This is a genomic window from Polystyrenella longa (genome assembly GCF_007750395.1).
GTDB lineage: Bacteria > Planctomycetota > Planctomycetia > Planctomycetales > Planctomycetaceae > Polystyrenella > Polystyrenella longa.
Genome location: NZ_CP036281.1, coordinates 4,342,551 through 4,363,758 on the forward strand (window position 1 = coordinate 4,342,551; position 21,208 = coordinate 4,363,758).

Below are 21,208 nucleotides of genomic sequence, written 5' to 3' on the forward strand. Positions count from 1 at the left end.
CAGAAGGATTATATCTTGAAAATGAAAAGAACAAAGAGATAAACCGAACGAGATAGTGTCAGGGGTGTGTGGTATATGTCTCGAAAACTTTTTGATTGATTTTAAGGCACAAAATATTCAATTATTTAAAATGATTATTCTGGAATATTTCCAAGATTATTTATGGAGACGTTTTTAGGTACAAAAAAGAGACCGACAATCAACAAGACTGCCAGTCTCTATCCAATTAATTACTATCGATAACTGTACTGTAGATGGATTTTGTCTGACTTAGGCTGCCAGAGCCATCATTTTGTGGGTAATTTCGTCGGAGTTCAGATGAAATATGGTGTTGGTTGAGGCATCTATTTTTGTAATGACTTGAGAATCAGGTAGGACAGGGGCATTTTTGACAAAGAGAGAGATGTTAGCTTTACACAATATACTACTACCTATTCCTTTCCCTTTTTGAGCCTGATCCTGTTGTTTCTTTTCTTCAAACTGTTGTTTCTGCTTTTCGTCACGTTGTTCGTCATTCAGAATCATTGAATAGACTTCATCAGTAATTTTCCACTTTGCAGCCTGACCCTGTTCTGTTCCACAATGCCAAACATAATTTTCATCAATCCAATTGATAAAAGATCTTCTAGACAATTCTTTGGTCATCACTGCAACTCTGTTTCTATTGTATTTTCTCGAAACATAATCATTGTCAAACATCCAGTTCCAAATCCATTCAATCCCAGCCACAGGACATGATTCATCTTTGTTTGGATTTTCGTAATAAAACTTGAGTATCTTGAGAAAACATTTCCAGTCTTCCAGAACTACATTTGCAGAACTGGTGGTTTTCATTGTTTCTTCAAACATTGATTCAGAGAAATAGTCAATTTGGTTGTTAATCAGGTCAAACTTTTTCTCATCCAGTCCGATGGATCCTGTTTTGCTTCGATTTTTAACACTTAAAATTTGGGCAGGCTCAATGAAATCGTCAATGACATCAGCCCAGTCAGACAAATACATGACATAATCGGTGTCATTTTCGTCCTCAGATTCTTTATCAGCCTCAATTTGTTCTTGAATGGCCAAATAAACGTGTTTATGTCTGGGGCATTTAAACAAATCTCCCCCTTTAACACTCTCAGGATAGCCATTTCGACTGAATTTAATATCTGTGCATGTGGCTTTTATCTCTACATCAGCAATATCACAGTCTTTTGCGAGGTATCGAAATACCTTTTCAGTCTTTTTGAGTATTTCGTTGATTGCTTTTGCATCACCAAAGGTTTGTCCTGTTTGCTGGTTTTTCTGATAAGTGTGATTTTTGAAAACAAGATAGCAGTGTCCAGCAGGTTGACTGGTTGATTCATCTTCATGAAAAAGTAGTTCCGGGAATTTGTCCCTTAAAATGTCATAAAATTCTTTGATACCTTCAACAGAGCCTGTCATGTTTGACTTTTTCTGTATGTCGACATCACAACCAACAACTAGATATTCAGAACGACAATCATTTGTATAAAAGAGTGTTTCCTCATAAGCTGAATGTCGTCTCAGTTTGATTCCTGAGATTTTCATCACATTTTCAATTGGTTGGCTTAGATAGCTGTGTGCCATCTGTTTAGATAAAGAACTGGAACTACTTGTCAGTTTCTTTTTAGCGATGACTCTATTGATTATATTTTTGATTGCAGAATTTTTGGTAGAGAGTAGTTTTTTCTGACCATCCTCATATCCAATCAGTTGACCTGTTCTTATTCCACATATATTTGCGAAAAGTTGCGTAGATCTTTTGAATTCGTCTTTATTCTTTTGAATTCTTTTGTTATTGTTACTATCTAATGTTGGAAGCATAGTCTTATATAGAAACCCCTTTTCATTTTTTAACGGATTTGTTAAGGGGTTTTTATATTATATTGAAAATATATGCAACACTTTATTATTGACAACACAAAGTGTATCACAATGACTACACATTATGTGATGTTTATAGATTCAGATTTTAGGTACAAAAATTTGGTATTAGGATTATAGATAATGTTGGGTATCATTTTGAGCCTGTCATTTTCTTTATCCTTTCAGAAATGGCAGGCTCTTGTTGCCCATAAAAAAAGCCCGACCTAACAGGTACAGGCATAGATATTACGCTAAATTATTGGCGACCATAATAAAAGAAACACTCAATCATTGTTTGATTGAGTGTTTTTTCATTTCCAGTTTTTGCTGAATTGGTTGAAATATTGTGTGATATTGTTTCCTGTCTCTGCCACAGATCGTGGATTTTTCAGGCTGTCCCATTCTTGTTGCAATCTAAGTTGGACATTCTCATCAGTCAGGTCAATGTTTAGATTCTTAGCCAAGGATCCCAAGAATCTATTTCGATGCACTGCAACCATCTGAAATTTTACAGCATCAGTGGTTTTGTAGTGGAGGGTGAGACAACATAAGCGATAATGACCACTGACTAGTGTCAACATCTTCACATCTTCAATTAGTTCTGAGAACAGTGTTCTAAATTTATGTCTCACTTCAATGTCACCTGCCTTATCTTTATTTCTCATGTAGAAAATCAATCTTTTAACATCTTCAACTGTGGGCAGGGATGCTGACATTTCCCCTTTCAGATCCTCTGTTTGTTGTTTGAGTATCCTGACCTCTTTTCTCAGTTTGACCACTTTGGGAGTCAGTGTATCGATAAGGTCTATATCCTCTTCAACATTCAGTTTGGTCTGCATCTTTTCCATTAACAGTGTTTTCTTGCCTAGCATTGTTTCAGCTTCATCTAATCTATCTTGCAAATCAGATGGGATAGTCTGAGGTGAAATATCACTGATAGAAATGTCTTTCATTGTGTAGAGAATTCCCTCTTCCAAATATTGGTACGGGAATGAGACATATTTTGAGTTTTTAATTTTATTGACTGCCCCTGATGACACCAGTTGTTTTCCAGATGACTTGGTTCCTTTGTTTACGATTTGCATATTAGAGCCATCGATGGCACATCTTATCTTTCCCTGAAAGAGGTTGGTGATTCTGCCAGAGAGGTCACGTTTTCTGCCAGGAGTCTTTTTCATTTTGACCAGACTTTGCAGCCTGTAGAAATCAGCCTCTTTGATTGCCGATGGATAATAGTTCTGAATTGCATCTCCGATGTTTTGTCTGTGTTCAACAGTTAGATATTTAGAGCCTTTTTGAAATTGCATTTCTCCGATCAGAGAACGATTGCTGACAATTTTGTTGATGGTTGATTTGGACCAGAATAGAGGACCTGATTTTTTCTTACTTCTATTGGTAATGATGACAGGCACATTTTCTTTGTTGAACATACTGGCAATTGTCACTGGTCCATGATTATCCAGATACAGGTGACAGATTCTCCTGACAATGGAGACATGCTCATTTAATTCATAGGCTCTTTTTTCATCATTGTAGGTCAACCAAAATGGGCATCGATGTCTGACTCTGTTTCCATCCATTGCCTTTTCACGTTTGTATTGCCAGACCTCTTTCAATCGGACAGATTTGACCTCTGATTCTTCATTGGATCTGCAAAGAGTCATCACCATGGACATCAGACACATGGGATCTCTGTTCAATGTTTCTTCATCGATGATTTGTTCAGAGGGTGAAACAGCAACAATTCTGATCCCAGAAGAAACGATACTCAACAGCAGTGATACAGCTGTCATCGGTTTTTGCCTGCTGATTCTGTCCAGTGATTCAACCACCAGTGCAGATCCATGTGGGATTTGACCTGACTCACAGAGTTTGATGAAAAGAGCGAGTGACCCACCTTCTTTGAGATTGTCACCACGATAGCCTGACAATCCTCTATCTGGTTTCAGAGTGGTATCCAAAACGTAATCATTCGCCTCACACCACCTCTTAGTCAGTTTCATTTGTCGATTGAGGCTATTCCCTTTTTCCTGTTCCAAGGTAGAGAATCTTGCATAACTGTAGGCCGTTTTGGACATGGTAATGAATCTTTCAGACTATAAATAAAGGGGTCTGAGAGTCATTATACCAGTGACAGGACAAATGGAAAGTCATTTGCTGATGATTGGCTCTCCCGGTACTGGCAAGACATTGCTCGCCTCACGAATCGGCACCATTCTGCCGGAGTTGCAATTAAAGGAAAGCCTGGAGACCACTCGAATCTATTCGGCCATGGGACGGCTCAGCAATGGCGAATCGCTGATGATGCAGCGTCCCTTTCGCTCCCCCCATCATACCATCAGCGAAGCGGGGCTTGTCGGCGGCGGAAGCACTCCCGCCCCCGGAGAGATTTCGCTGGCACATCATGGATTACTTTTTCTGGATGAACTGCCTGAGTTCAACCGGCGCACGCTGGAAGTCCTTCGACAACCCCTCGAAGAAAACTGCGTCACGATCTCGCGAGCTATTGGATCTGTGACCTTTCCCGCCCGATTGATGCTTGTCGCGGCGATGAACCCGTGCCCCTGTGGGTATCGTGGGGATACACGCCGTCGGTGTAGTTGTAACCCGACTCAGATCGAAAGGTACGTCAGCCGTATCAGCGGCCCGCTTCTCGACCGCATCGATATCCACATCGAAGTCCCGCCTGTTCCTTTCCGGGAACTTTCCAATCAGGAGGACGGAACTAACAGCGAAACCATTCGTGAACAGGTTCTGGAAGCGCGTGAATTCCAGACACATCGCTTCAAAGAAACTCCCGAGATGCTCAACGGAAAAATGGCGCCGCGCGAAATCAGGCGTCATTGCAAATTGAAACCGGAAGCGGAGTCACTGCTGAAACAAGCGGTCGAACATATGGGCCTTTCGGCCCGTGCTCACGACAAAATTCTCCGCATCAGCCGCACCATCGCTGATCTGGCCCGTGCGGACCAGATCGAATCTCATCACTTATCAGAAGCCATCAACTACCGCACACTCGACCGGAATTACTGGGGAACGTAGCTCAGACTATTTCTCCAACGACTCAAAGACCGCTTTCGCCAGTAGTGGGAAAACGACGGTCGCATCGGCATAAACCTCGGCGTAGCGGCCCCCTTCATTAGGAGGGACGAACTTGCCCCAGCTGACGCCTTCGGAATAAGTGCATCCCGACAGACCGCCCCAGTGGACAGGTTCCGGACAGATGCGGACACCGTATTGAAAGCGAGGTGCCTTCAGGGCTGTCTCGGTGCGGTGGTTGGTAATGTCGACGAAGGGGCCAACCTGCTGTGCCCAGTTTCGCGGAACACCGCCTCCAATTGTCAAAATGCCGACCTTCTTCGCATCTTGAACAAACCGGGTGTATTGGAGTAAATCCTGGAACGGATTGAATGGAGGAGGAGCACTGAAGACCTCTTCGCTATTCAAGCTGTCGCGAGATTTTTCCTGTTGGGCTAGCTGATTGTTAATCGCCCACGTCGCCATATCGAGTCCGATCTCGCTATCCGTAAATGCGGGAATAAAGACAGGCACGTCTTTCTCGTAAGCACTCCGCAAAATACCGGGGCCCACATTCAAGCGAGAGAGTTCTGCTCCCAAAGCTTTGCACAATTCCCCGGAAGACCAATACCCCGATTCAGGAGTGGTATTTTCCAGTACGCGGGCCATCAACTGAGCGACTTCGTTCAGGTTCGATTCCATCTCGAGGGTATCGTAGATGCGGTTATACCCTTTCTCGAACAGATCTTCGTCTGAGTGGTCGGGGCTGTACCGATAGTGGGCCAGACCGATTGACTCGGTGAGGCCGTGAGCGATCAACGCTCCCGTAGCAATTACGGCGTCGACGATTCCTCGGTCGATCAATTCACAAACGATGTATCCCTGTTTGGCAACCGTCATCGCACCGGAGATGGTCATCACGACTTTGCAATCCGGGTCTTTTGCCATCTGGAGCAGAATGTCATAGGCATCGCCCAACTGTCGCCCACCGAAGGCAGTTTCCCGCATCGAAAGTAACAAGTCGGAAAAGGAATTCACTTTGCCAAGATCAAGACTCTTCAATGGCACTAAGCCGTCGTCTCGACCATCGTGAAGTGCGCGCATAGACATACCAATACTCCGTTTTTCAAGAAAGTACTTTCCTGACGACGCACACGATTTCGAATAGCCTCAACTCGATTGAGGATAGATCCGTGTTTGCGCGTCGGGAATAATAATCAGGGCAGGGGACAGTTCGCTCGAAAGGTGTTCTGATATAGAACAAGAACAGTCCGTTGACCCACGCTTCGCGTAGGCAAAGCGTGTTTTCAACGGACTGTCTAACCGTCAGATTATGATAAATCCGATCACCAAATCAAAGGGTGCGGATTAAAAAGCGGCGGCAGCTGTTTCCTGCAGAAGCTCGGGAGAGTCTTCATTCAGCGGGAAACGGGGGAGTTCACGCACAGAGACGTCACCCAGATCAATTTCTTCCCGGATGCATTTGAGTACATCGCGAGGATCGGTGGATCCACAGGTGAATACGTCGAGAGCAATTAAGCCTAAGTCTGCATAGGTGTGAGCTGAGCAGTGGCTTTCGTCAAGGACGACCACCGCAGTAAAACCGGGTGGAGAATTGTGGCCAAAATGATATCTGACCTGAGAGATGACATTCGCACCTGCTTTGCGGGCGCCGGTCGCCATGGCCTCTAACATCCGCTGGTCGTTAAGACAGACTTCGCGGGGGACATTGTGACAGTCAATCAGTAAATGTGTACCTCTTTGCAACTCATAAACCCTCCCAAGACCCAGCGATTTGTGAATCGCTGGTGATGATTAATGTGCCCGGAGTTCTTTGAATCTCGAAGTGAGGTTCGCCAATCTGCAAGCGTCAAGGGGACAACAGCCCCTATTAAAATTGATGCGTCACTGTATGGTCGACTGGACTTGGTGAGCAAGTCCGGTTTTTGAAATTTCTAATAGATTTAGAAACTTATTTTCGAAATTATAGGCAGCGCCGGGTGATAGAAATATTTTATTTCTTGCAATTTTCATCAGATCAGGAGATCGCTCACGATATCACCGTGCGGAACTAATCGGTGTGGTCGCCCTTCGACGTCGAAAACAGTACGGTCGTGGGCGATGCCAAGAGCATGGTAGAGCGTTGAAACAATCTGGCCGGGGGTCGTCGGATTGCTCGCCGGGAAGCCTCCCTGAGCATCGCTTGAACCATAGATAAGACCTGGTTTAAAACCGCCGCCCACCATCATCAGGCTGTAGCAGAAGTTCCAATGATCCCGTCCCGCGCCCGTGTTGATCTTCGGTGAGCGACCAAAGTCTCCCATCACCGCTACCAGTGTTCGGTCTAGTAATCCACGTTCTTGAAGGTCAGAAATCAATGAACTGCACGCGGCGTCAAACTGTGGTAACAGAGTCCCCTTCAGCGAGTTAAAGTTATTGCCATGGGTGTCCCAGGTCGCGTTGGCGTCTGGCGCCCAGCTTAAAGTTACCATCCTCGTTCCAGCTTCAATCAAGCGTCGTCCGAGTAACGCGCTTTGACCGTAGATATTGCGACCATAAGATTCGCGAACGGGTGCTGATTCCAAATCGAGGTTAAAGGCATCTTGGGTCTGAGGAGAGCTCAGCAGGTCGATCGCCCGGGATTGAAGTGCTCCCATCTCGCGGGCAGCCACACGGCGAGCGACGCGACGATCAAGCTGATCGAATAGCTCCTTCCTCCGGTCAAGTCGCTGATGGGATACATCCGCGAGCAAGGTCAGTTCCGAGATTTTGAAGTCTGGATTGTTTGGATCGCGCAACACGAAAAAGGGATCATGCCCGTGGCCCATGAATCCGCCCCAGAAACCAGGTTGAGGAGGCCCCGTCGCTCCTTCTTTGGTGATGTAAGGGAGGTGGACATTCGCAATGATCGGTTTCTCCGGTGGCCGCAAATGAGAAAGGACCGATCCGGGAGTCGGGTTATCACTAGGGAGTGCTCCCCCTCCCAACTCTCCCCGGTCATGCCCCGTCATCGCCGCGTAAACGGCGGCCGCATGAGCGTTGTTCACACCATGATGCATGGACCGAACGACCGTTGCCAAATGCATCTGGCGGGCCAGACGGGGCATATGTTCGCTTACCTGATAACCGGGCAGGGAGGTCGAAATTGGTTTGAATTCGCCGCGGATACCCTCGCTCTGGTTTGGTTTCATGTCCCACATATCGAGATGACTGGGACCTCCGTTCAGCATGAGCAGAATACAAGCGTCGGCACGGGGGGCAGGATCATGCACACCTTCCTCGGCCTGCAAAAGCTGAGGGAGAGACATGCCCAGTAAACCGAGCCCACCCACCTGCAACGTGTGTCGCCGACTGAGTGAACACGATTGGGTCGTGCGGAAACTAAATTTACCGGCGGTCATGCGTATCCTCCTCCAGATACCTCGTTATTTCACATAAGGCATTATTGATGCAACCTCTTATCCTGACGTGATTTTCATGATACAGCAAGTAAGAACTCAGACTTAAAGCTCGTTTTCAAACGGTTCCCTCCCTCGGGAGAAGTTTATTCATCTGACTCACCGGTAAACTTCGAGGAGTGAACAAAACAGGTGTTTGTCGATTTCCCTGCTTTCTGTAGAATCCCCGCCGATTGGCAAGTCATGACTCCGTGTCATCTGCCATTCCCCTACTCTCACTTGCGAACACTTTGGAGTTGATTCCCTTGCTGAAGGGAGTCCCGACGGTTTCCCACAGGAAGTGCGGAAATCGACTGGCGACAACCAGCTTCAGAATTAAAAAAGGAATCTTTCATGACAGGGACGTCATGTCATACGGACCAGGAAACCACCTGGTCACATAAACGAACGGTTGAACGATTTAATCAGGAAGATGTCGCTCAGAAATACCCGGCGGAATTTAAAGGCACATTTCGCGACTGGTGTGAAAAGAATGCAATTCGCGATGCTGTCAGCGACCTGGATCAAGGCAGTCGAGTTCTTGACTTGCCCTGTGGAACAGGACGACTTACCCGCCTGCTGACCAAATGTGGCTTTGATGTCACCGGGGCAGACAGCTCCCCCCACATGGTGACCCGTGCTCACGAGAACTGGAGAAAAACAGGCGGCGATGCAAAAGTGGCCCGGTTCGAAGTTCGCGATGCTCTCGATACCACCTACCCGGATGACTCGTTTGACGCCGTGGTTTGCAATCGATTATTCCATCACTTTAATGAGTCCGAAACCCGAGTGAAGGCGTTCCGAGAGTTGAAGCGAATCAGCAAACACCAGGTTATCGTCTCCTTCTTCAATAGCTTCGCACTCGATGCGTTGCGATTCCGCCTGAAGCACTTTCTTCGCGGCACGAAACCGCAGGACCGCATTCCTATTCCCCTCAACGCGATCGTGGAAGATCTGGAAGAGGCTGGATTACGGATGGTTGCCAAGGTTCCCGTGATCTGGGGACTTTCTCCACTCTGGTACATCATCGCCGAACATGAAGAAGAGGCTGTTGTCATTCAGAAGCCTGGAACCAAGCGAAAAGCCGCCTAACCAGCTTCCAAAACGAAGTTACAAAAGGCTTGAATTAGAACCCTTCCAATAAAACGACCCGTCGATTCTGTCGACGTGGTCGTTTTTTTTGGGCTCTGATTGGTTCGATTTAATAAGAATCCTCTTTTTTATGAATTCTGTGTACGGAATAGCCGCTGGTCTGCCACTATTTATAGAGGGAGTGCCAAATGGATAGTGACTGAATGAGGACTCTTAGCTGTATTTCCACAAGAAAGCGGCTCTCAGGGAGTGTCTAGAACGCATCCCAGATAACCGTAGTGTGTTCTGGCGGCGTAGCCTGCTGTTTTTAATGGCTATTCGGGATCGATAGCCGTCACACTTATTCGGGACAGGATCTAAGTGCGAGATATGGCTCTCTTCGCACTTTTTGTGACACGGACGGTGTGCATAAATACGAGACCACTTTAAAGCTGAATACCAAAGGCAGAATGATGCGATTAACGCTGAGAACACTACTGGCTTATCTGGACGACGTTCTGGACGCTAACCATACTCGCGAAATCGGTAAGAAACTGCAGGAAAGCCCCTACGCTGCCAATCTGGTGGAACGGATAAAAAAAGTAACCCGTCAACGAAGGTTAATGGCCCCGGATGTCGAACCGGACGAGAACCATTTGGATGCCAATAAGGTTGCGGAGTATCTGGACAATACCCTTTCGCCGGAAGAGATTACCGTAGTTGAAAAAGTCTGTCTGGAATCGGACGTACAACTTGCGGAAGTGGCGGCCAGTCATCAGGTGTTAACACTAATTCTGGGCGAGCCGGTTGATATCTCTTCGGAGACACGCAACCGCATGTACAAAATCGTGCCGCATGCTCCTGCAAAAAAACCGGGGGCAGCTTCCGGGTCAGACCCAGCAATTGATCAACATTTCATGGAAGTTACGAAGTCGTCGGGAGAATTTCGGTTGCCTCCTATGCCACAAACGACTGCCGTCGGTAAGACGGTACAGGACAAGGAACCGTCCTTTAAAGAAGAACTCCCCGAGTACCTTCGTAATCAGTCGTCCTCGCGCAGCCGTATCCCGCTGATCGGTTTCTGTGTGACCCTACTTCTGTTCATCGGACTGCTCGCATACGACCAGGATTTTTGGGAATTCCTATTCAATTCTGACTCAGCAGAGGTCGAACAAACATTGGCATCGAACGAACCAGTCACTCCTGATTCTTCTGATGATGAGGCTGCTGGAAGTAACGACGCAATCTCGAATGAGGAACCCCCGGCCGAATCTTCAGAGGATCCCAGCCTGGACGACCCTATGTCGACTCCCGCACTGGCGGATACAGAAAGCGAGCAAACAAACCCGGATGAATCTGTATCGACCGAATTAAAAAGCGAGTCCAAAGCGGCTGACCCTACAACGCTGGCATCAAAGACGGAACCCACAACCGACTCTGAAACAGACGATACTGTTGCTGCAGTGACTGTCGCTGAACAGCCACCAATAGATAGTGAAGGAAAGGAAGATCCAGCCGAAATAGCAGAACCCGCCATGGAAGAGCCGAATTCCGAACCGGGCGTTGAGCTAGCGACAGCGCCCATCCCACCGACCCCCGAATCGCTGAAGCCAGAAGAGCCCAAACCGACATCGAAACCGGCCATTCCTCCTGCGCGAGTGTTGTATTCGATGCAGGAAGGAATCGTCATTCAGTACCAGGGATCTAAAGAGGATTGGTACATCATGCCCCACCGCGCCGTGGTTCATCCCGAGGAACTCCTGGCTTCTCCACTTCCCTTTGACGCCACTTTTGATATCGAGCAGGGCGAAGTTCGCATCATTCTGAATGCGGGCACCCGGATTCAAAACCTACCTCCCAGTGAAGTCGCACAAGCCGGTATCAAGATCGAGCGAGGACAAGTGATCGTTTCAGGTGGTTCTGCTCTGGAAGTAGCCGGCAAAGTGCCCTATCCACTTGCCTTTGGAACGAGCGATGCCACCTGGCGAGTTGAATTAATGACTCCCGATACCCGATTCGGAATCGAAATCCTGCCGAAGCTTCCGTATGAAATCACTCCCGAGATGGGTGCGACAAAAAATAACGGGATGCTTTTCGTACATCAAGGCAGTGTCCGCTTCGCCGATGGGGATGGTCATGTCCAGATGGTGAATGCGAACCAGGCACTCTCGCTAAAAGCCGAAGACATTCGGAACAATGCACCGCCTGTTCCGATGGAAACTGCGGGGAACTCCGACCAAAAGACGATCGCTTTTCCTGATTGGTTGAATGAAGAATCGAAACGAGATTCGATGTCCGTTCGCAAAGCAAAACTGAGTTACGAAAAGCTCTTTTCCAATGACCAGTCTGTTAAACAGTCGATGTCTCCACAAATAATAAACAAGAACCCCATCGTCGCCTCCTGGGCCGTTGATAGCCTGGGACATGCGGGCGATATTCACAGCCTGGTCCAGGCGCTGACGACACCCGACCAACCATTGGAAGTGATCCAGATGGCGAAGAGACATCTGCGGGAATGGCTTGTTCAGGATCCTGTCGCGAATAACGAAGAGTTACAACTCGAACTCGAAGCAGCTCTATCACCAGAAGATATGGAGGTGGTGACTTTGCTCCTGTTTGGCATTAACGCCGATCAGGCGGATGACGCCGCGATGTCTCAGCAGATCGTGGGTTGGATGGATCACTCATTGCTGGCCGTGAGGGACATGGCTTTTGAACTGGCGACGCATTACACTGATCGTCAATTACACTATCGCCCGGACGCGTCGGAGAAAAACCGCCAGTCAATGATCCTTCGCTGGCAGGCCCATTTGGAAAAAAATGAGGGAAAACTCGCTCCCTGAACCGACGAATATTCATTCAACATCCCCTTCGGGACAGAACCTCTACTGAGTCTCGTTTGCGGCGTGCGTGAGCCTTTCAAAATAAGGTAGCCATGACAATGTAGTGAGACTTAGAGTTTCGTCATATGTGTTCCTTGAGAATGTAGGACTTGGGCAGTCTTATCCTCAGCCCATTCAGCGACGACAATCACCATTATGGATAATACGAACTCTCTTCCGGACTCCTCCTCTTCTTCTTCTCCCGCATGGAGGGAGAAGTTCCGTCACCTGATGGGAATGATTCGGTTCAGCCATACCATTTTCGCCCTACCATTCGCACTGTTGGCGGCGATTCTCGCCTGGCGGGAAGTCGGAGAATTTCGCCTGCTCGACTTACTGGGCATTTTGCTTTGCATGGTTTTCGCCCGCTCGGCGGCAATGGCATTTAATCGTCTGGTTGACCGAAAGCAAGATGCCAAGAATCCACGTACTGCTGGCCGTCATATCCCTGCAGGGCTGCTCTCGGTTAAGACAGTCTGGCTGTTTACGATTGTCTGCAGCGTTGGCTTTATCGCGTCGACGTTACTATTTCTTCCCAACGTCTGGCCGGTCGCCCTTTCCATACCTGTGCTGCTGTTTTTGCTCGGCTACTCCTTCACCAAACGTTTTACTTTTCTCTGCCACTACTGGCTGGCTGCCGGGTTGATGCTCTCCCCGATCGCGGCCTGGTTGGCGATCACAGGTAGCGTCAACTGGACTCCGGTCATGCTGGGGCTCTCAGTCTTTTTCTGGGTCGGCGGTTTTGACATTCTCTACGCCTGTCAGGACGCCGCCTTCGACCGCGACAGCGCGCTCAGTAGTATTCCCGCGTATTTCGGAATTACGACTGCACTGAGAATCGCCGCCGTCAGTCATTTCTGCATGATGCTGACGTTGCTCGGATTCTGGCACTTCGCCGAGTTGGGCTATTTATTCCTCGGCGGGATTGTCGTCATCGCGATGCTTCTGCTTTACGAACATTTACTGGTGAAGCCAAACGACCTTTCCCGGGTGAACGTCGCCTTCTTCAACATCAACGCGATCATCTCGCTCGGATTGCTCATCCTCGCCGTGGTCGACGTCTATTTGTAATCATCGCTCGGCTCAATTCAGTCTCAGGATCCTGTGCAGGATAAGTGTGACGGCTATCGGTCTCTAAAAGCCCTTAGAGCAGCAGACTACGCCGCTAGAACACGCTACGGTTATCTGGATTGCGTTATAGCTCAGCGTCCCGGACCGTTATTGTAGGGTTGAACAGACGAGTTGTTCGCCGCTTCCTGACCTGTAGGCAAAGACTCTACATTGACGATCCGAGCCGAAGGCCGAGTCAGATCGATCATCAAAGGTTGTTGCGTCTGAGCGGAAGCGAGGTTCCCTGCCGCATCGCGGGCAGTGATGCGAATGTACAACTTGGGTGGCAAGTTGTCGTTCACATCCCACAAGTAACTTCCCTGATCAGCCTGCCATCCGCCAATCGGTTGCCAGGGACCTTGAGGAGTTGTTGCATAAGAAAGTGCTACTGGTTTTTCAGCGGGATTCTGATCCTCAAGTTGCCACCGAATCACGACCTGGTTCAATGCACCGCTGAAACCCTGTTGTGGTGGTTGCATATGAATCACGGGCGCGGTCTGGTCGACCACAATGACGATTGGTGGCTTATTACCCGACTGAGGTGGATTCGCTGCAAGTCCGGCACCGCTGCGGGCTCTTAAGTCGAAACCGTATCGCCCATCTTTCGGTACCTGAACCGTGAATGGACTGACATGGTCAGGGTCTTCGCCGTAACGATACCATTTCTGGCCATCGTTTTCTGTAATAAAGAATTCAACATGTCCGACTCCGGATGGACCCACTTCGTCGACTTTGTAGTTGACCTGAAAACGAAGAGAGTTGACGGTCCGCACAGCAGCCCCTGCAGAATTATTGTTTGCAGAGTTGGCGTTTGCAGGGCTCTCTCCATTAACTGAGGGAAACCCTTCTGCTGAGGGCGCAGGCATGACGGGGGCCGGTTGTGATTGGCTCACGAATTGTGGCTGAACGGGAGTCGGGGTCGTCTTGGGTATCGGATCGGCAAAGGATTTGCTGATCGAAACGTTTTGACTGAATGGATTTGCTTCGGCGATCGGTTTTGTGAAGTCGGGAGGGGAGACCTCATCGCGGGTACCGAACTGTTGCCGATCGATATCTACCTGTGCAGTTGCGGAGCCAGAGTTTCCGGCTTCGTCGTTTACTTTTCCTCGAACGGCAACAACGCCTCCTTGACTGACTGACCAGGAGGTTTCGCCTTCGGGGCTGGGAAGAACGCTGACACGCTGCCAACCACCGGAATCGGCTTGCTGGTATTCGAGCGAAAGCGTTTCGGCATTCAGGTTCGAATCGTTTGCGACCCAGGATAGACTGACGCGACCCGGTTGCGGCTGAACCAAGTTGAGGTTCAACAGTGGCTCTTCAGTGTCGACGATCACTTTGAGTTCTGGAGTCGTATTCGCTTCTGAAGGAATGAGTTGCTGGCGGCGATTCAGTGTTTTTACCGAAAACCAGAATTCGCCATCGTGAGGTGCTTTGTAATCAAAGCGTCCCGTCTCCGGAGAGACGCTGAGCGACTTCTGCCAGGTTTGACCTTGGTCCTGAGAGACATGCAACTGAATCTCAACCGCTTCCATTCGCTGCATCTCTGCGGCGTCGTACTGATACGGAATCTGAAACCGGTTCGACTTTGCAAACAAAGTCTCGCTCGCCTGAAGTGAGCCTCCGGCTACCAACCATAATGCACATAGACTGATCACGGGACAGATGAGCTTTTGCATCGTGTTCCCCCCCTTTGGATGCCGCGATTAAAAATCGTGACTGTATAGCTTCGATCATGTGGACCAGCACTCGTTATCCCGACTCCCTTACATCGCCAGTAAAGGAGTCTTTCGCCTGGATTACGAGTAAGTCGATACCATATATCTGGTTAGGTGAATTCTCGTCCACGCAGGTCACTCTAAGACCTACATACGCGCAGACGGGCGCAGCAATCACGATAGATTCTGCTACCGGTTCTATCGGTTATAGCAAGGAAGCCCCTTTAACCGATTTTTCGTCCTGAATTCACTCGAAGCCGCTAACGTCCCTCGCGAATGCCCAAGAAACGCGATTAGATAATTCCGTCACCTCGCTTTTGCTCATTTGTAACCGAGCTCATTGTGCTGCTGCTTGACCCTTTCCTGATAACGGGCAAAACGGGCCGCGTCTCGTTCACAACTGATTCCCTGAAACACTACTGCAAAAGAGCGTCGGTGACGACTGGTCGATTGATTGGCGTCTGCTCGATGTATCGTATCTCCGTGATGAATAGCCAGATCGCCCGGTTGCATTTCAATGGCGACTTCGCGAGCGAAATCTTTGTCCGTGTACTCTTCAATGCCTTGTGAAAAGCCAAGAACGGATGTCCGCAGATGGGGACGAATTGGTTCGAGGTGAGAGCCGGGAAGATATCGCAGGCACCCGTTTTCTTTGTCCACATCATCGAGGGCCAGCCACATGGTGCAAACCTTGGGAGGGACCAGGTTGAAGTAGTAATTGTCCTGATGCGGTGGAGTTGGGTGATTCGTCGCGGGTGGTTTGTTGAACCACTGCGGCGCTTTGCTGGTTACATCTTCCCCTAACAGGTCCTTCGCCAAGTCAGTCCAGCGTTCCATGAGAGGAATCGAAGCAAACCAGGGATCATTGTCGAGGTAGTTGATCTGCTTTAATGTCGTGGGGTCCTCTGTGTCGTGAAAAAAAGCTTGTCCCGGCTCCGCAGTCGGGATGACGTCTTTAATAAACCGGTCAAGCTCTCGCTTCAGCTGAGTGATTTCCTCGTCATTATAAAACTGGCGAATGACGACAAAACCCTCTGTTTCATAGGGGCTACGGTATTGTTCAAATTGGCTCATCATTCATCCACCTGATTGAAAACGATTTAAAAGAACGAGAAAACATCACACAAATCACTTAGTAGAAAAATACGTATCGAGTAGTTCATCCTGTTTTTGATCACGATCGAGCTCTCGGTAGTTGTTGATCGCATCGCGGATATGTTTGCGTAGAAATCTGACGGCTGCCTCATAATCTTGCTTTCGAAGTTTGTCGAGAATATGGACGTGTTCGGAATGAAGACGTTCGAGAGACTCCGCTTCGAGCGAGACCCGGTTGGAACTCCAAATCTGTTCCAGGATCAATCGATCCTGCATCGTCTGTAGTGCGAGTTTGTTCCTGGCACCTCGTAAAATGAAAAGATGGAACCGGGCATCCGCCAGATAGAGTCGTTTCACAAACGAGGAAGTCTCGACTTCATCCAGCTGATTAACTGTCTGAGTCTCTTTAATCAGTAGGGCGATTTCGTCACAGGCACTTTGAATTGCTTCCAGATCGGCAGGTTTCAAAGCATAACGGGGCGAAGTAATCGCACTACATTCCAGCCATTCCCGCAGCTCGTATACTTCTTCGAGTTCCGCGAATGTTAGTTTTCGAACGAAGGTCCCTGAACCGGGAAACTGTTCGAGCAAGCCCTGTGTGACTAGCTGATTGATTGCCTCGCGAATGGGAGCACGGCTCAATTCGAGCTTTTTAGCGAAGGCGTATTCCGAGACACGATCTCCTTCACGGAAATCTCCTTGAAGAATCGCTTCTCGAATTGCCTCGTAAGCAGTTGAGCGGCAGGAATCATCCATAAATCACATCAATTTCATGATTATTACAGCATAGAATAGAGTCAAGCCGACACATGTCTCCATGTGTCGACATACTCAAGCTACTAGAATTTTCCTGTTTCTTCAAGTTGAAATTCTCTGTAAGCGAGATCTTCGTGCATTTTGTCCGGATTAGATTGCCTGGAACTTTAAAGCAGTGTCCTCCTGTGAATCACAACACGTTAACTCCGGCTGTTTGTTTCCAGATTAACGAATATTTTGAATCTTCTGATCATCCGGAATTTCATTCGGTCAACTTAGGCCCCGTTACGAACCGAAAAGAAAGATAAGTCCAAATGCGGGAAAGGACACCTCTCGCGTTCCCGGAATGTGAAACACTTCTCTCAGTCAATCACCACTGATCGATGCCAAACATTCCATATGAAGCAAATCGAGAGCTGAATGCCTTCGATTTGTCATCGGACTTCAATCAGGTTTTTTCTATTTCAAGCCAGGATGCACCGTGCTGATGAAATCGCGATCAATCATGTTGTGGGGACTTTGTCTCACCTGTACCGGAATGAGCGTTACTGTGGTCACGGCTGCAGGACCGGAACTGGTTCGACCAGAAGACCGAGTCGAAACGATCACGACCTACCAACCGGAGACTGATCGAAACACTATTGAACAGGTCAATGTCGAGAAATCGCAACCTGCGGTTTCGGAGTCGTCTCGTGCCAATCGACCTAGCTTTCCCTTGTATGGTAAGCGTCAGAACAAACGGCAGCAAAATGCCGCTGCAATTGTACGAATGGCTTTCAAGCAGTCTGCCGGTGCCCCTATTCCACCGCCGGCCCCTCAATCACAATACAGCCCTCCAGCGGCTCATTTGCATCAACCTGCACCCGTTTATTCTCCAACGCCCTCTTATTCTCCTGTGCCCTACGACTACCCACCAAACAACGTCAATGTTTATCAAGCGGAAACGGCATACCCCATGATGGTAAGCCCATATGAAACAGGGGCCTGCGAATCAGGGCTATGTGAATCAGGGGTTTGTGATCATTGTGGCAAACGTGGCTGGTGTTCAGCACATCGAGAATACAGCCTCTGTCACGACTGCAGTTGCGACAACAATATCTGTGTCGAGAATTTCAAGCGCCGCTGGCCCGGCAAAACATGTCTGGATCGCTGGTTCTGTGACCCTTGGTTGCGGGCCTACACTATCCAGCCAGCAGGCTGCTGCGAATCCAAAACCTGGTACAAATTCGAATAGAGTCGACGGTACCAGAAGAGACTGCTAAATCAGAATCGACCATCGCCCGTAATTACGGGCGATTCTTTTTCCAGCCGACTAAATTGGAGAACAGAGTTCGCAAGCGACCGGAATCGTCATTTTGAGGATATCCAGCTTGATCGAAGCGGTGAGACTGCTCATTGCCGCTGACGGAGGTAGACCGTTGTTTTGCGGAAACTCGGGACCCGGGACGAGTTGTGATCGTATCTTCGTCCATGGAAAAGCGGGGAGTATCCGGATCGAGCATTTCGGTTTCGTCGCGGTGATAGCGTTCTTCCGAGAAGGTATCATTACCTTTGCTGCCCAGGTGAGCCATTGCTGGCTGCCGGCTCAATTCAAAGTGAACCGTGAATTCCACGGGACCTACAGACACGCGCGATCCTGGATTTAGTTGAAAGTCTTCGCCCGTTTGAACGGACAATCCTTCGACCTGAGTTCCATTGGAACTGGCCAGATCACGAACCCAAACGCCTCGATCAGTGACCAGCAGAAAACAATGTCTCCGGCTGACGTCATCGGATTCGATGCGTAAATCGCAACTGTTGCTTCGTCCAATTAATGTATTTCGGGAGACTGCGAAGCGTTTACTGGGAGCTTCACCTCTCTCAACACGCAAAATGACTTTCATAGCGGCTTGGAGCCTCAGGGTGGGAAGACACGGCGGGAACTATGGAGGGAAGTTTTGGATGGAGTAAGAAACAAATTCATTGTTCCTTATATGTTTATACTAAACCTGTCTGAGTTTCAATTCAACTCAAAACCTCTGAAAAACAGCGACATCGGAATCGATTCCGGTAAATTTTTCTCACTCGCCACGACCTCAAAAGTCCCCTGAACCCTGATATTTTGCCTGGTTCTGCAACAACCAGAAAGTTGACCAGGCTGAAGAGAAGCTCTGCAATTGTTCGAATCTGGCCAAAAGTGGACCTAATTACGTAAAAAAAGCCTGTCGCTGATTCAGCGACAGGCTTTTGAAGGGTATTTGACAATCAGCAACCGGTTTAGGCGGCAGCGGAATCATCGAGAGGGAAGAGTTTATCTTCACCACGAACGATCTCGGGAGTAATCACATAAGTGCGTCCCGAATCCTGGTCCGGCAGTTCGTACATCAGATCGAACATGGCCTGCTCGACAACAGCTCGCAGTCCGCGTGCTCCCGTGTCTTTTTGACGAGCGACTTTGGCAATTTCTCGCAGAGCATCGCTCGTGAATTCGAGTTCGGAACCTTCCATCTCGAAGAATTTCTGGTACTGACGAACCAGTGAGTTCTTCGGTTCGGTAAGAACCCGCATCAGATCGTCTTCGCTCAGTTTGGTCAGAGTACTGATCAGTGGCAAACGACCGATGAGTTCTGGAATCAGGCCGTATTCCATGACGTCTTCAACCGTCACCTGAGACATCAGCTCTTCTTTCATCTTATCCTGTTTATCTTGAGAGCTGTTCCCAAAGCCGATTGATTTTTTACCCAATCGGTGAGCGACGATGTCTTCAATGCCGACGAACGTTCCGCCACAGATAAACAGGACGTTGGTAGTGTCGACCTGAATATACTGCTGCTCGGGGTGTTTTCGTCCGCCCTGAGGAGGAACGTTGGCCACGGTACCTTCGAGCATTTTGAGCAGCGACTGCTGAACACCCTCACCGGAGACATCTCGTGTGATAGAGACGTTCTGGCTCGTTTTGCCGATCTTGTCGATCTCGTCGATGAACAAGATTCCGCGTTGTGCCGTTTCTACATCGAAGTCGGCATTGTGCAGCAGTTTGAGAAGCAGGTTCTCGACGTCTTCGCCCACATAGCCGGCTTCTGTCAACGTGGTGGCATCACCAATCGCAAACGGAACCTGCAAGTAGCGGGCCAGCGTGCGAGCCATCAGCGTTTTACCAGAACCGGTTGGTCCAATGAACAGGACGTTCGATTTTTCAATCTCGACGTCTGAATCATCTCCCGACAGCATCAACCGTTTGTAATGGTTGTGTACTGCCACCGCGAGCGTTTTCTTCGTCTGGTTCTGCCCGATCACAAACTGATCGAGATGAGCGACGATTTCCCGCGGAGTGGGGACCTTCGTAAATAGTTCCGATGAACTGCCTCTGCGTTTTCGTTCTTGATCAAGAATCGAATGACAGAGGTCAATACATTCACCACATATATATACATCATCCGGGCCTTCAACGAGGGGTCCGACATCGCGATAGCTCTTACGACAGAAAGAGCAGTTCGCGTTTTTCTTACCAGAAGAACCTCGTTTACCGGTCGTGATATCTTTTCCAGGAGGCATGAGTTACCCTTCAACGTTGCCTATCGTCACAGGAATATATTGTCCGTACAACTCCCTGATTGCCTCCTTGCAAATCCACGAACAGACGAAACTTCTTGTAAATCTTCAGGATACCTGAGGTCTTCATTTGATACGGTTGAATACGACCGTGCGAATGAATAACTCAGTCGCGAGCCTCCTGCTCATCTGAAGAAGTTTCGTCTGGGCAATCTTCTTTGATTGATTGTTTGCTGTTGTCAACCGGCTGCTGCAGGGACTCGTCGTCCTGCGAAATCAACCGGCTTTTGATGGATCGGTATTCTTCCTCTGTCAGCTCACCCCCACGGTGCAAATCCTGCATTTGTTTGAGTAATTGCCAGGGGTCTGCCTCATGATCCGTATCATCGCGCAATCGTGCCCTGATCTGAATAACCACCCAGATCAGGATGCCCACCGCAAGAATCAGACCCGCGTACAAGTACCAGGATTCACTTATCATGTCTGGTAACGGGTTCTTGACACCAAATATCATTTCTAAATTCTTTCCGCCCGCCAGTCTTGGGATGCGAAGTTTTAAACCAGAAAATCATTATTAGTGCTTTGTCCTCCAACAGCAACCTTTTCTATTGCAGGAATCTCTTGCGGCTAGATGATCCGAAACAAAGTCAGTGTAACTGATTCGAAAGTCTTACCTTTACGGATTCTGGAGTATCGCACTTCGCGTGCCAGTCCGCTCGGT

15 protein-coding genes and 1 pseudogene are annotated in these 21,208 nt (G+C 48.6%); 5 read left to right on the top strand and 11 right to left on the bottom strand.

The genetic code is table 11. From position 1 onward, the window contains the following. Positions 1-270: 270 nt before the first annotated feature. Positions 271-1,830, bottom strand: a complete 1,560-nt coding sequence (locus Pla110_RS16045; protein ID WP_144997048.1) for a hypothetical protein — start codon at positions 1,828-1,830, stop codon at positions 271-273. Positions 1,831-2,183: 353 nt separating this feature from the next. After that, entirely contained in the window at positions 2,184-3,950 is a 1,767-nt protein-coding gene (locus Pla110_RS16050) for a recombinase family protein (RefSeq protein WP_144997050.1), read from the bottom strand. 73 nt (positions 3,951-4,023) lie between these two features. Between Pla110_RS16050 and Pla110_RS16055 the strand changes: the two are divergent. Then, a pseudogene (locus Pla110_RS16055) lies at positions 4,024-4,914 on the top strand (YifB family Mg chelatase-like AAA ATPase); the annotation flags it as partial. A gap of 6 nt (positions 4,915-4,920) precedes the next feature. Here Pla110_RS16055 and Pla110_RS16060 read toward each other — a convergent pair. From Pla110_RS16060 to Pla110_RS16070, 3 genes are all read right to left on the bottom strand, one after another. Further along, a complete protein-coding gene (locus tag Pla110_RS16060; protein WP_144997054.1) occupies positions 4,921-6,000 on the bottom strand; it encodes a deoxyhypusine synthase family protein in 1,080 nt (359 codons plus the stop codon). Positions 6,001-6,258: 258 nt separating this feature from the next. Next, entirely contained in the window at positions 6,259-6,657 is a 399-nt protein-coding gene (gene speD, locus Pla110_RS16065; RefSeq protein ID WP_197440242.1) for an adenosylmethionine decarboxylase, read from the bottom strand. A gap of 266 nt (positions 6,658-6,923) precedes the next feature. Continuing rightward, positions 6,924-8,291, bottom strand: coding sequence for a DUF1501 domain-containing protein (locus tag Pla110_RS16070; RefSeq protein ID WP_144997058.1), 1,368 nt, complete (start codon positions 8,289-8,291; stop codon positions 6,924-6,926). A gap of 390 nt (positions 8,292-8,681) precedes the next feature. Here Pla110_RS16070 and Pla110_RS16075 point away from each other — a divergent pair, with 390 nt between their 5' ends. From Pla110_RS16075 to Pla110_RS16085, 3 genes are all read left to right on the top strand, one after another. Further along, complete coding sequence (locus Pla110_RS16075) at positions 8,682-9,419, top strand: class I SAM-dependent methyltransferase (RefSeq protein ID WP_144997060.1); 738 nt, start codon at positions 8,682-8,684, stop codon at positions 9,417-9,419. Between the two features lie 449 nt (positions 9,420-9,868). Continuing rightward, positions 9,869-12,241 carry a hypothetical protein gene (locus tag Pla110_RS16080; RefSeq protein WP_144997062.1) on the top strand — a complete coding sequence of 791 codons (2,373 nt, stop codon included), beginning with the start codon at positions 9,869-9,871 and terminating at the stop codon, positions 12,239-12,241. A gap of 195 nt (positions 12,242-12,436) precedes the next feature. Continuing rightward, positions 12,437-13,351 (top strand): UbiA-like polyprenyltransferase, encoded by a 915-nt coding sequence (locus tag Pla110_RS16085; RefSeq protein WP_144997064.1) that lies wholly within the window; start codon positions 12,437-12,439, stop codon positions 13,349-13,351. 131 nt (positions 13,352-13,482) lie between these two features. On the opposite strand, the gene Pla110_RS16090 is transcribed toward Pla110_RS16085, so the two are convergent. The 3 genes from Pla110_RS16090 to Pla110_RS16100 form a co-directional block, all read right to left on the bottom strand. Then, positions 13,483-15,066, bottom strand: a complete 1,584-nt coding sequence (locus Pla110_RS16090) for a hypothetical protein (protein ID WP_144997066.1) — start codon at positions 15,064-15,066, stop codon at positions 13,483-13,485. Between the two features lie 360 nt (positions 15,067-15,426). Beyond that, positions 15,427-16,182 carry a phytanoyl-CoA dioxygenase family protein gene (locus tag Pla110_RS16095; protein ID WP_144997069.1) on the bottom strand — a complete coding sequence of 252 codons (756 nt, stop codon included), beginning with the start codon at positions 16,180-16,182 and terminating at the stop codon, positions 15,427-15,429. Between the two features lie 51 nt (positions 16,183-16,233). Then, positions 16,234-16,956 carry a GntR family transcriptional regulator gene (locus tag Pla110_RS16100; protein WP_144997071.1) on the bottom strand — a complete coding sequence of 241 codons (723 nt, stop codon included), beginning with the start codon at positions 16,954-16,956 and terminating at the stop codon, positions 16,234-16,236. A 487-nt stretch (positions 16,957-17,443) separates the two neighbouring features. Between Pla110_RS16100 and Pla110_RS16105 the strand changes: the two genes are divergently transcribed. Beyond that, the gene (locus Pla110_RS16105; RefSeq protein ID WP_144997073.1) at positions 17,444-18,190 is read left to right on the top strand and encodes a hypothetical protein; all 747 of its coding nucleotides are present in this window, start codon (positions 17,444-17,446) and stop codon (positions 18,188-18,190) included. Between the two features lie 52 nt (positions 18,191-18,242). Here the strand turns inward: Pla110_RS16105 and Pla110_RS16110 are convergent, their stop codons facing one another. From Pla110_RS16110 to Pla110_RS16120, 3 genes are all read right to left on the bottom strand, one after another. Then, positions 18,243-18,839, bottom strand: coding sequence for an FHA domain-containing protein (locus tag Pla110_RS16110; protein ID WP_144997075.1), 597 nt, complete (start codon positions 18,837-18,839; stop codon positions 18,243-18,245). Positions 18,840-19,212: 373 nt separating this feature from the next. Continuing rightward, the gene (gene clpX / locus Pla110_RS16115) at positions 19,213-20,490 is read right to left on the bottom strand and encodes an ATP-dependent Clp protease ATP-binding subunit ClpX (RefSeq protein ID WP_144997077.1); all 1,278 of its coding nucleotides are present in this window, start codon (positions 20,488-20,490) and stop codon (positions 19,213-19,215) included. 163 nt (positions 20,491-20,653) lie between these two features. Beyond that, complete coding sequence (locus Pla110_RS16120) at positions 20,654-21,001, bottom strand: SHOCT domain-containing protein (protein ID WP_144997079.1); 348 nt, start codon at positions 20,999-21,001, stop codon at positions 20,654-20,656. Between the last annotated feature and the right edge of the window lie 207 nt (positions 21,002-21,208).

Excerpts from the sequence above, each read along its gene's own strand:
- Pla110_RS16045 (WP_144997048.1), bottom strand. The coding sequence starts at position 1,830 with ATGCTTCCAACATTAGATAGTAACAATAACAAAAGAATTCAAAAGAAT.
- Pla110_RS16050 (WP_144997050.1), bottom strand. The coding sequence starts at position 3,950 with ATGTCCAAAACGGCCTACAGTTATGCAAGATTCTCTACCTTGGAACAG.
- Pla110_RS16060 (WP_144997054.1), bottom strand. The coding sequence starts at position 6,000 with ATGTCTATGCGCGCACTTCACGATGGTCGAGACGACGGCTTAGTGCCA.
- Pla110_RS16070 (WP_144997058.1), bottom strand. The coding sequence starts at position 8,291 with ATGACCGCCGGTAAATTTAGTTTCCGCACGACCCAATCGTGTTCACTC.
- Pla110_RS16075 (WP_144997060.1), top strand. The coding sequence starts at position 8,682 with ATGACAGGGACGTCATGTCATACGGACCAGGAAACCACCTGGTCACAT.
- Pla110_RS16080 (WP_144997062.1), top strand. The coding sequence starts at position 9,869 with ATGATGCGATTAACGCTGAGAACACTACTGGCTTATCTGGACGACGTT.
- Pla110_RS16085 (WP_144997064.1), top strand. The coding sequence starts at position 12,437 with ATGGATAATACGAACTCTCTTCCGGACTCCTCCTCTTCTTCTTCTCCC.
- Pla110_RS16090 (WP_144997066.1), bottom strand. The coding sequence starts at position 15,066 with ATGCAAAAGCTCATCTGTCCCGTGATCAGTCTATGTGCATTATGGTTG.
- Pla110_RS16095 (WP_144997069.1), bottom strand. The coding sequence starts at position 16,182 with ATGATGAGCCAATTTGAACAATACCGTAGCCCCTATGAAACAGAGGGT.
- Pla110_RS16100 (WP_144997071.1), bottom strand. The coding sequence starts at position 16,956 with ATGGATGATTCCTGCCGCTCAACTGCTTACGAGGCAATTCGAGAAGCG.
- Pla110_RS16105 (WP_144997073.1), top strand. The coding sequence starts at position 17,444 with ATGAAATCGCGATCAATCATGTTGTGGGGACTTTGTCTCACCTGTACC.
- Pla110_RS16110 (WP_144997075.1), bottom strand. The coding sequence starts at position 18,839 with ATGAAAGTCATTTTGCGTGTTGAGAGAGGTGAAGCTCCCAGTAAACGC.
- clpX (WP_144997077.1), bottom strand. The coding sequence starts at position 20,490 with ATGCCTCCTGGAAAAGATATCACGACCGGTAAACGAGGTTCTTCTGGT.
- Pla110_RS16120 (WP_144997079.1), bottom strand. The coding sequence starts at position 21,001 with ATGATATTTGGTGTCAAGAACCCGTTACCAGACATGATAAGTGAATCC.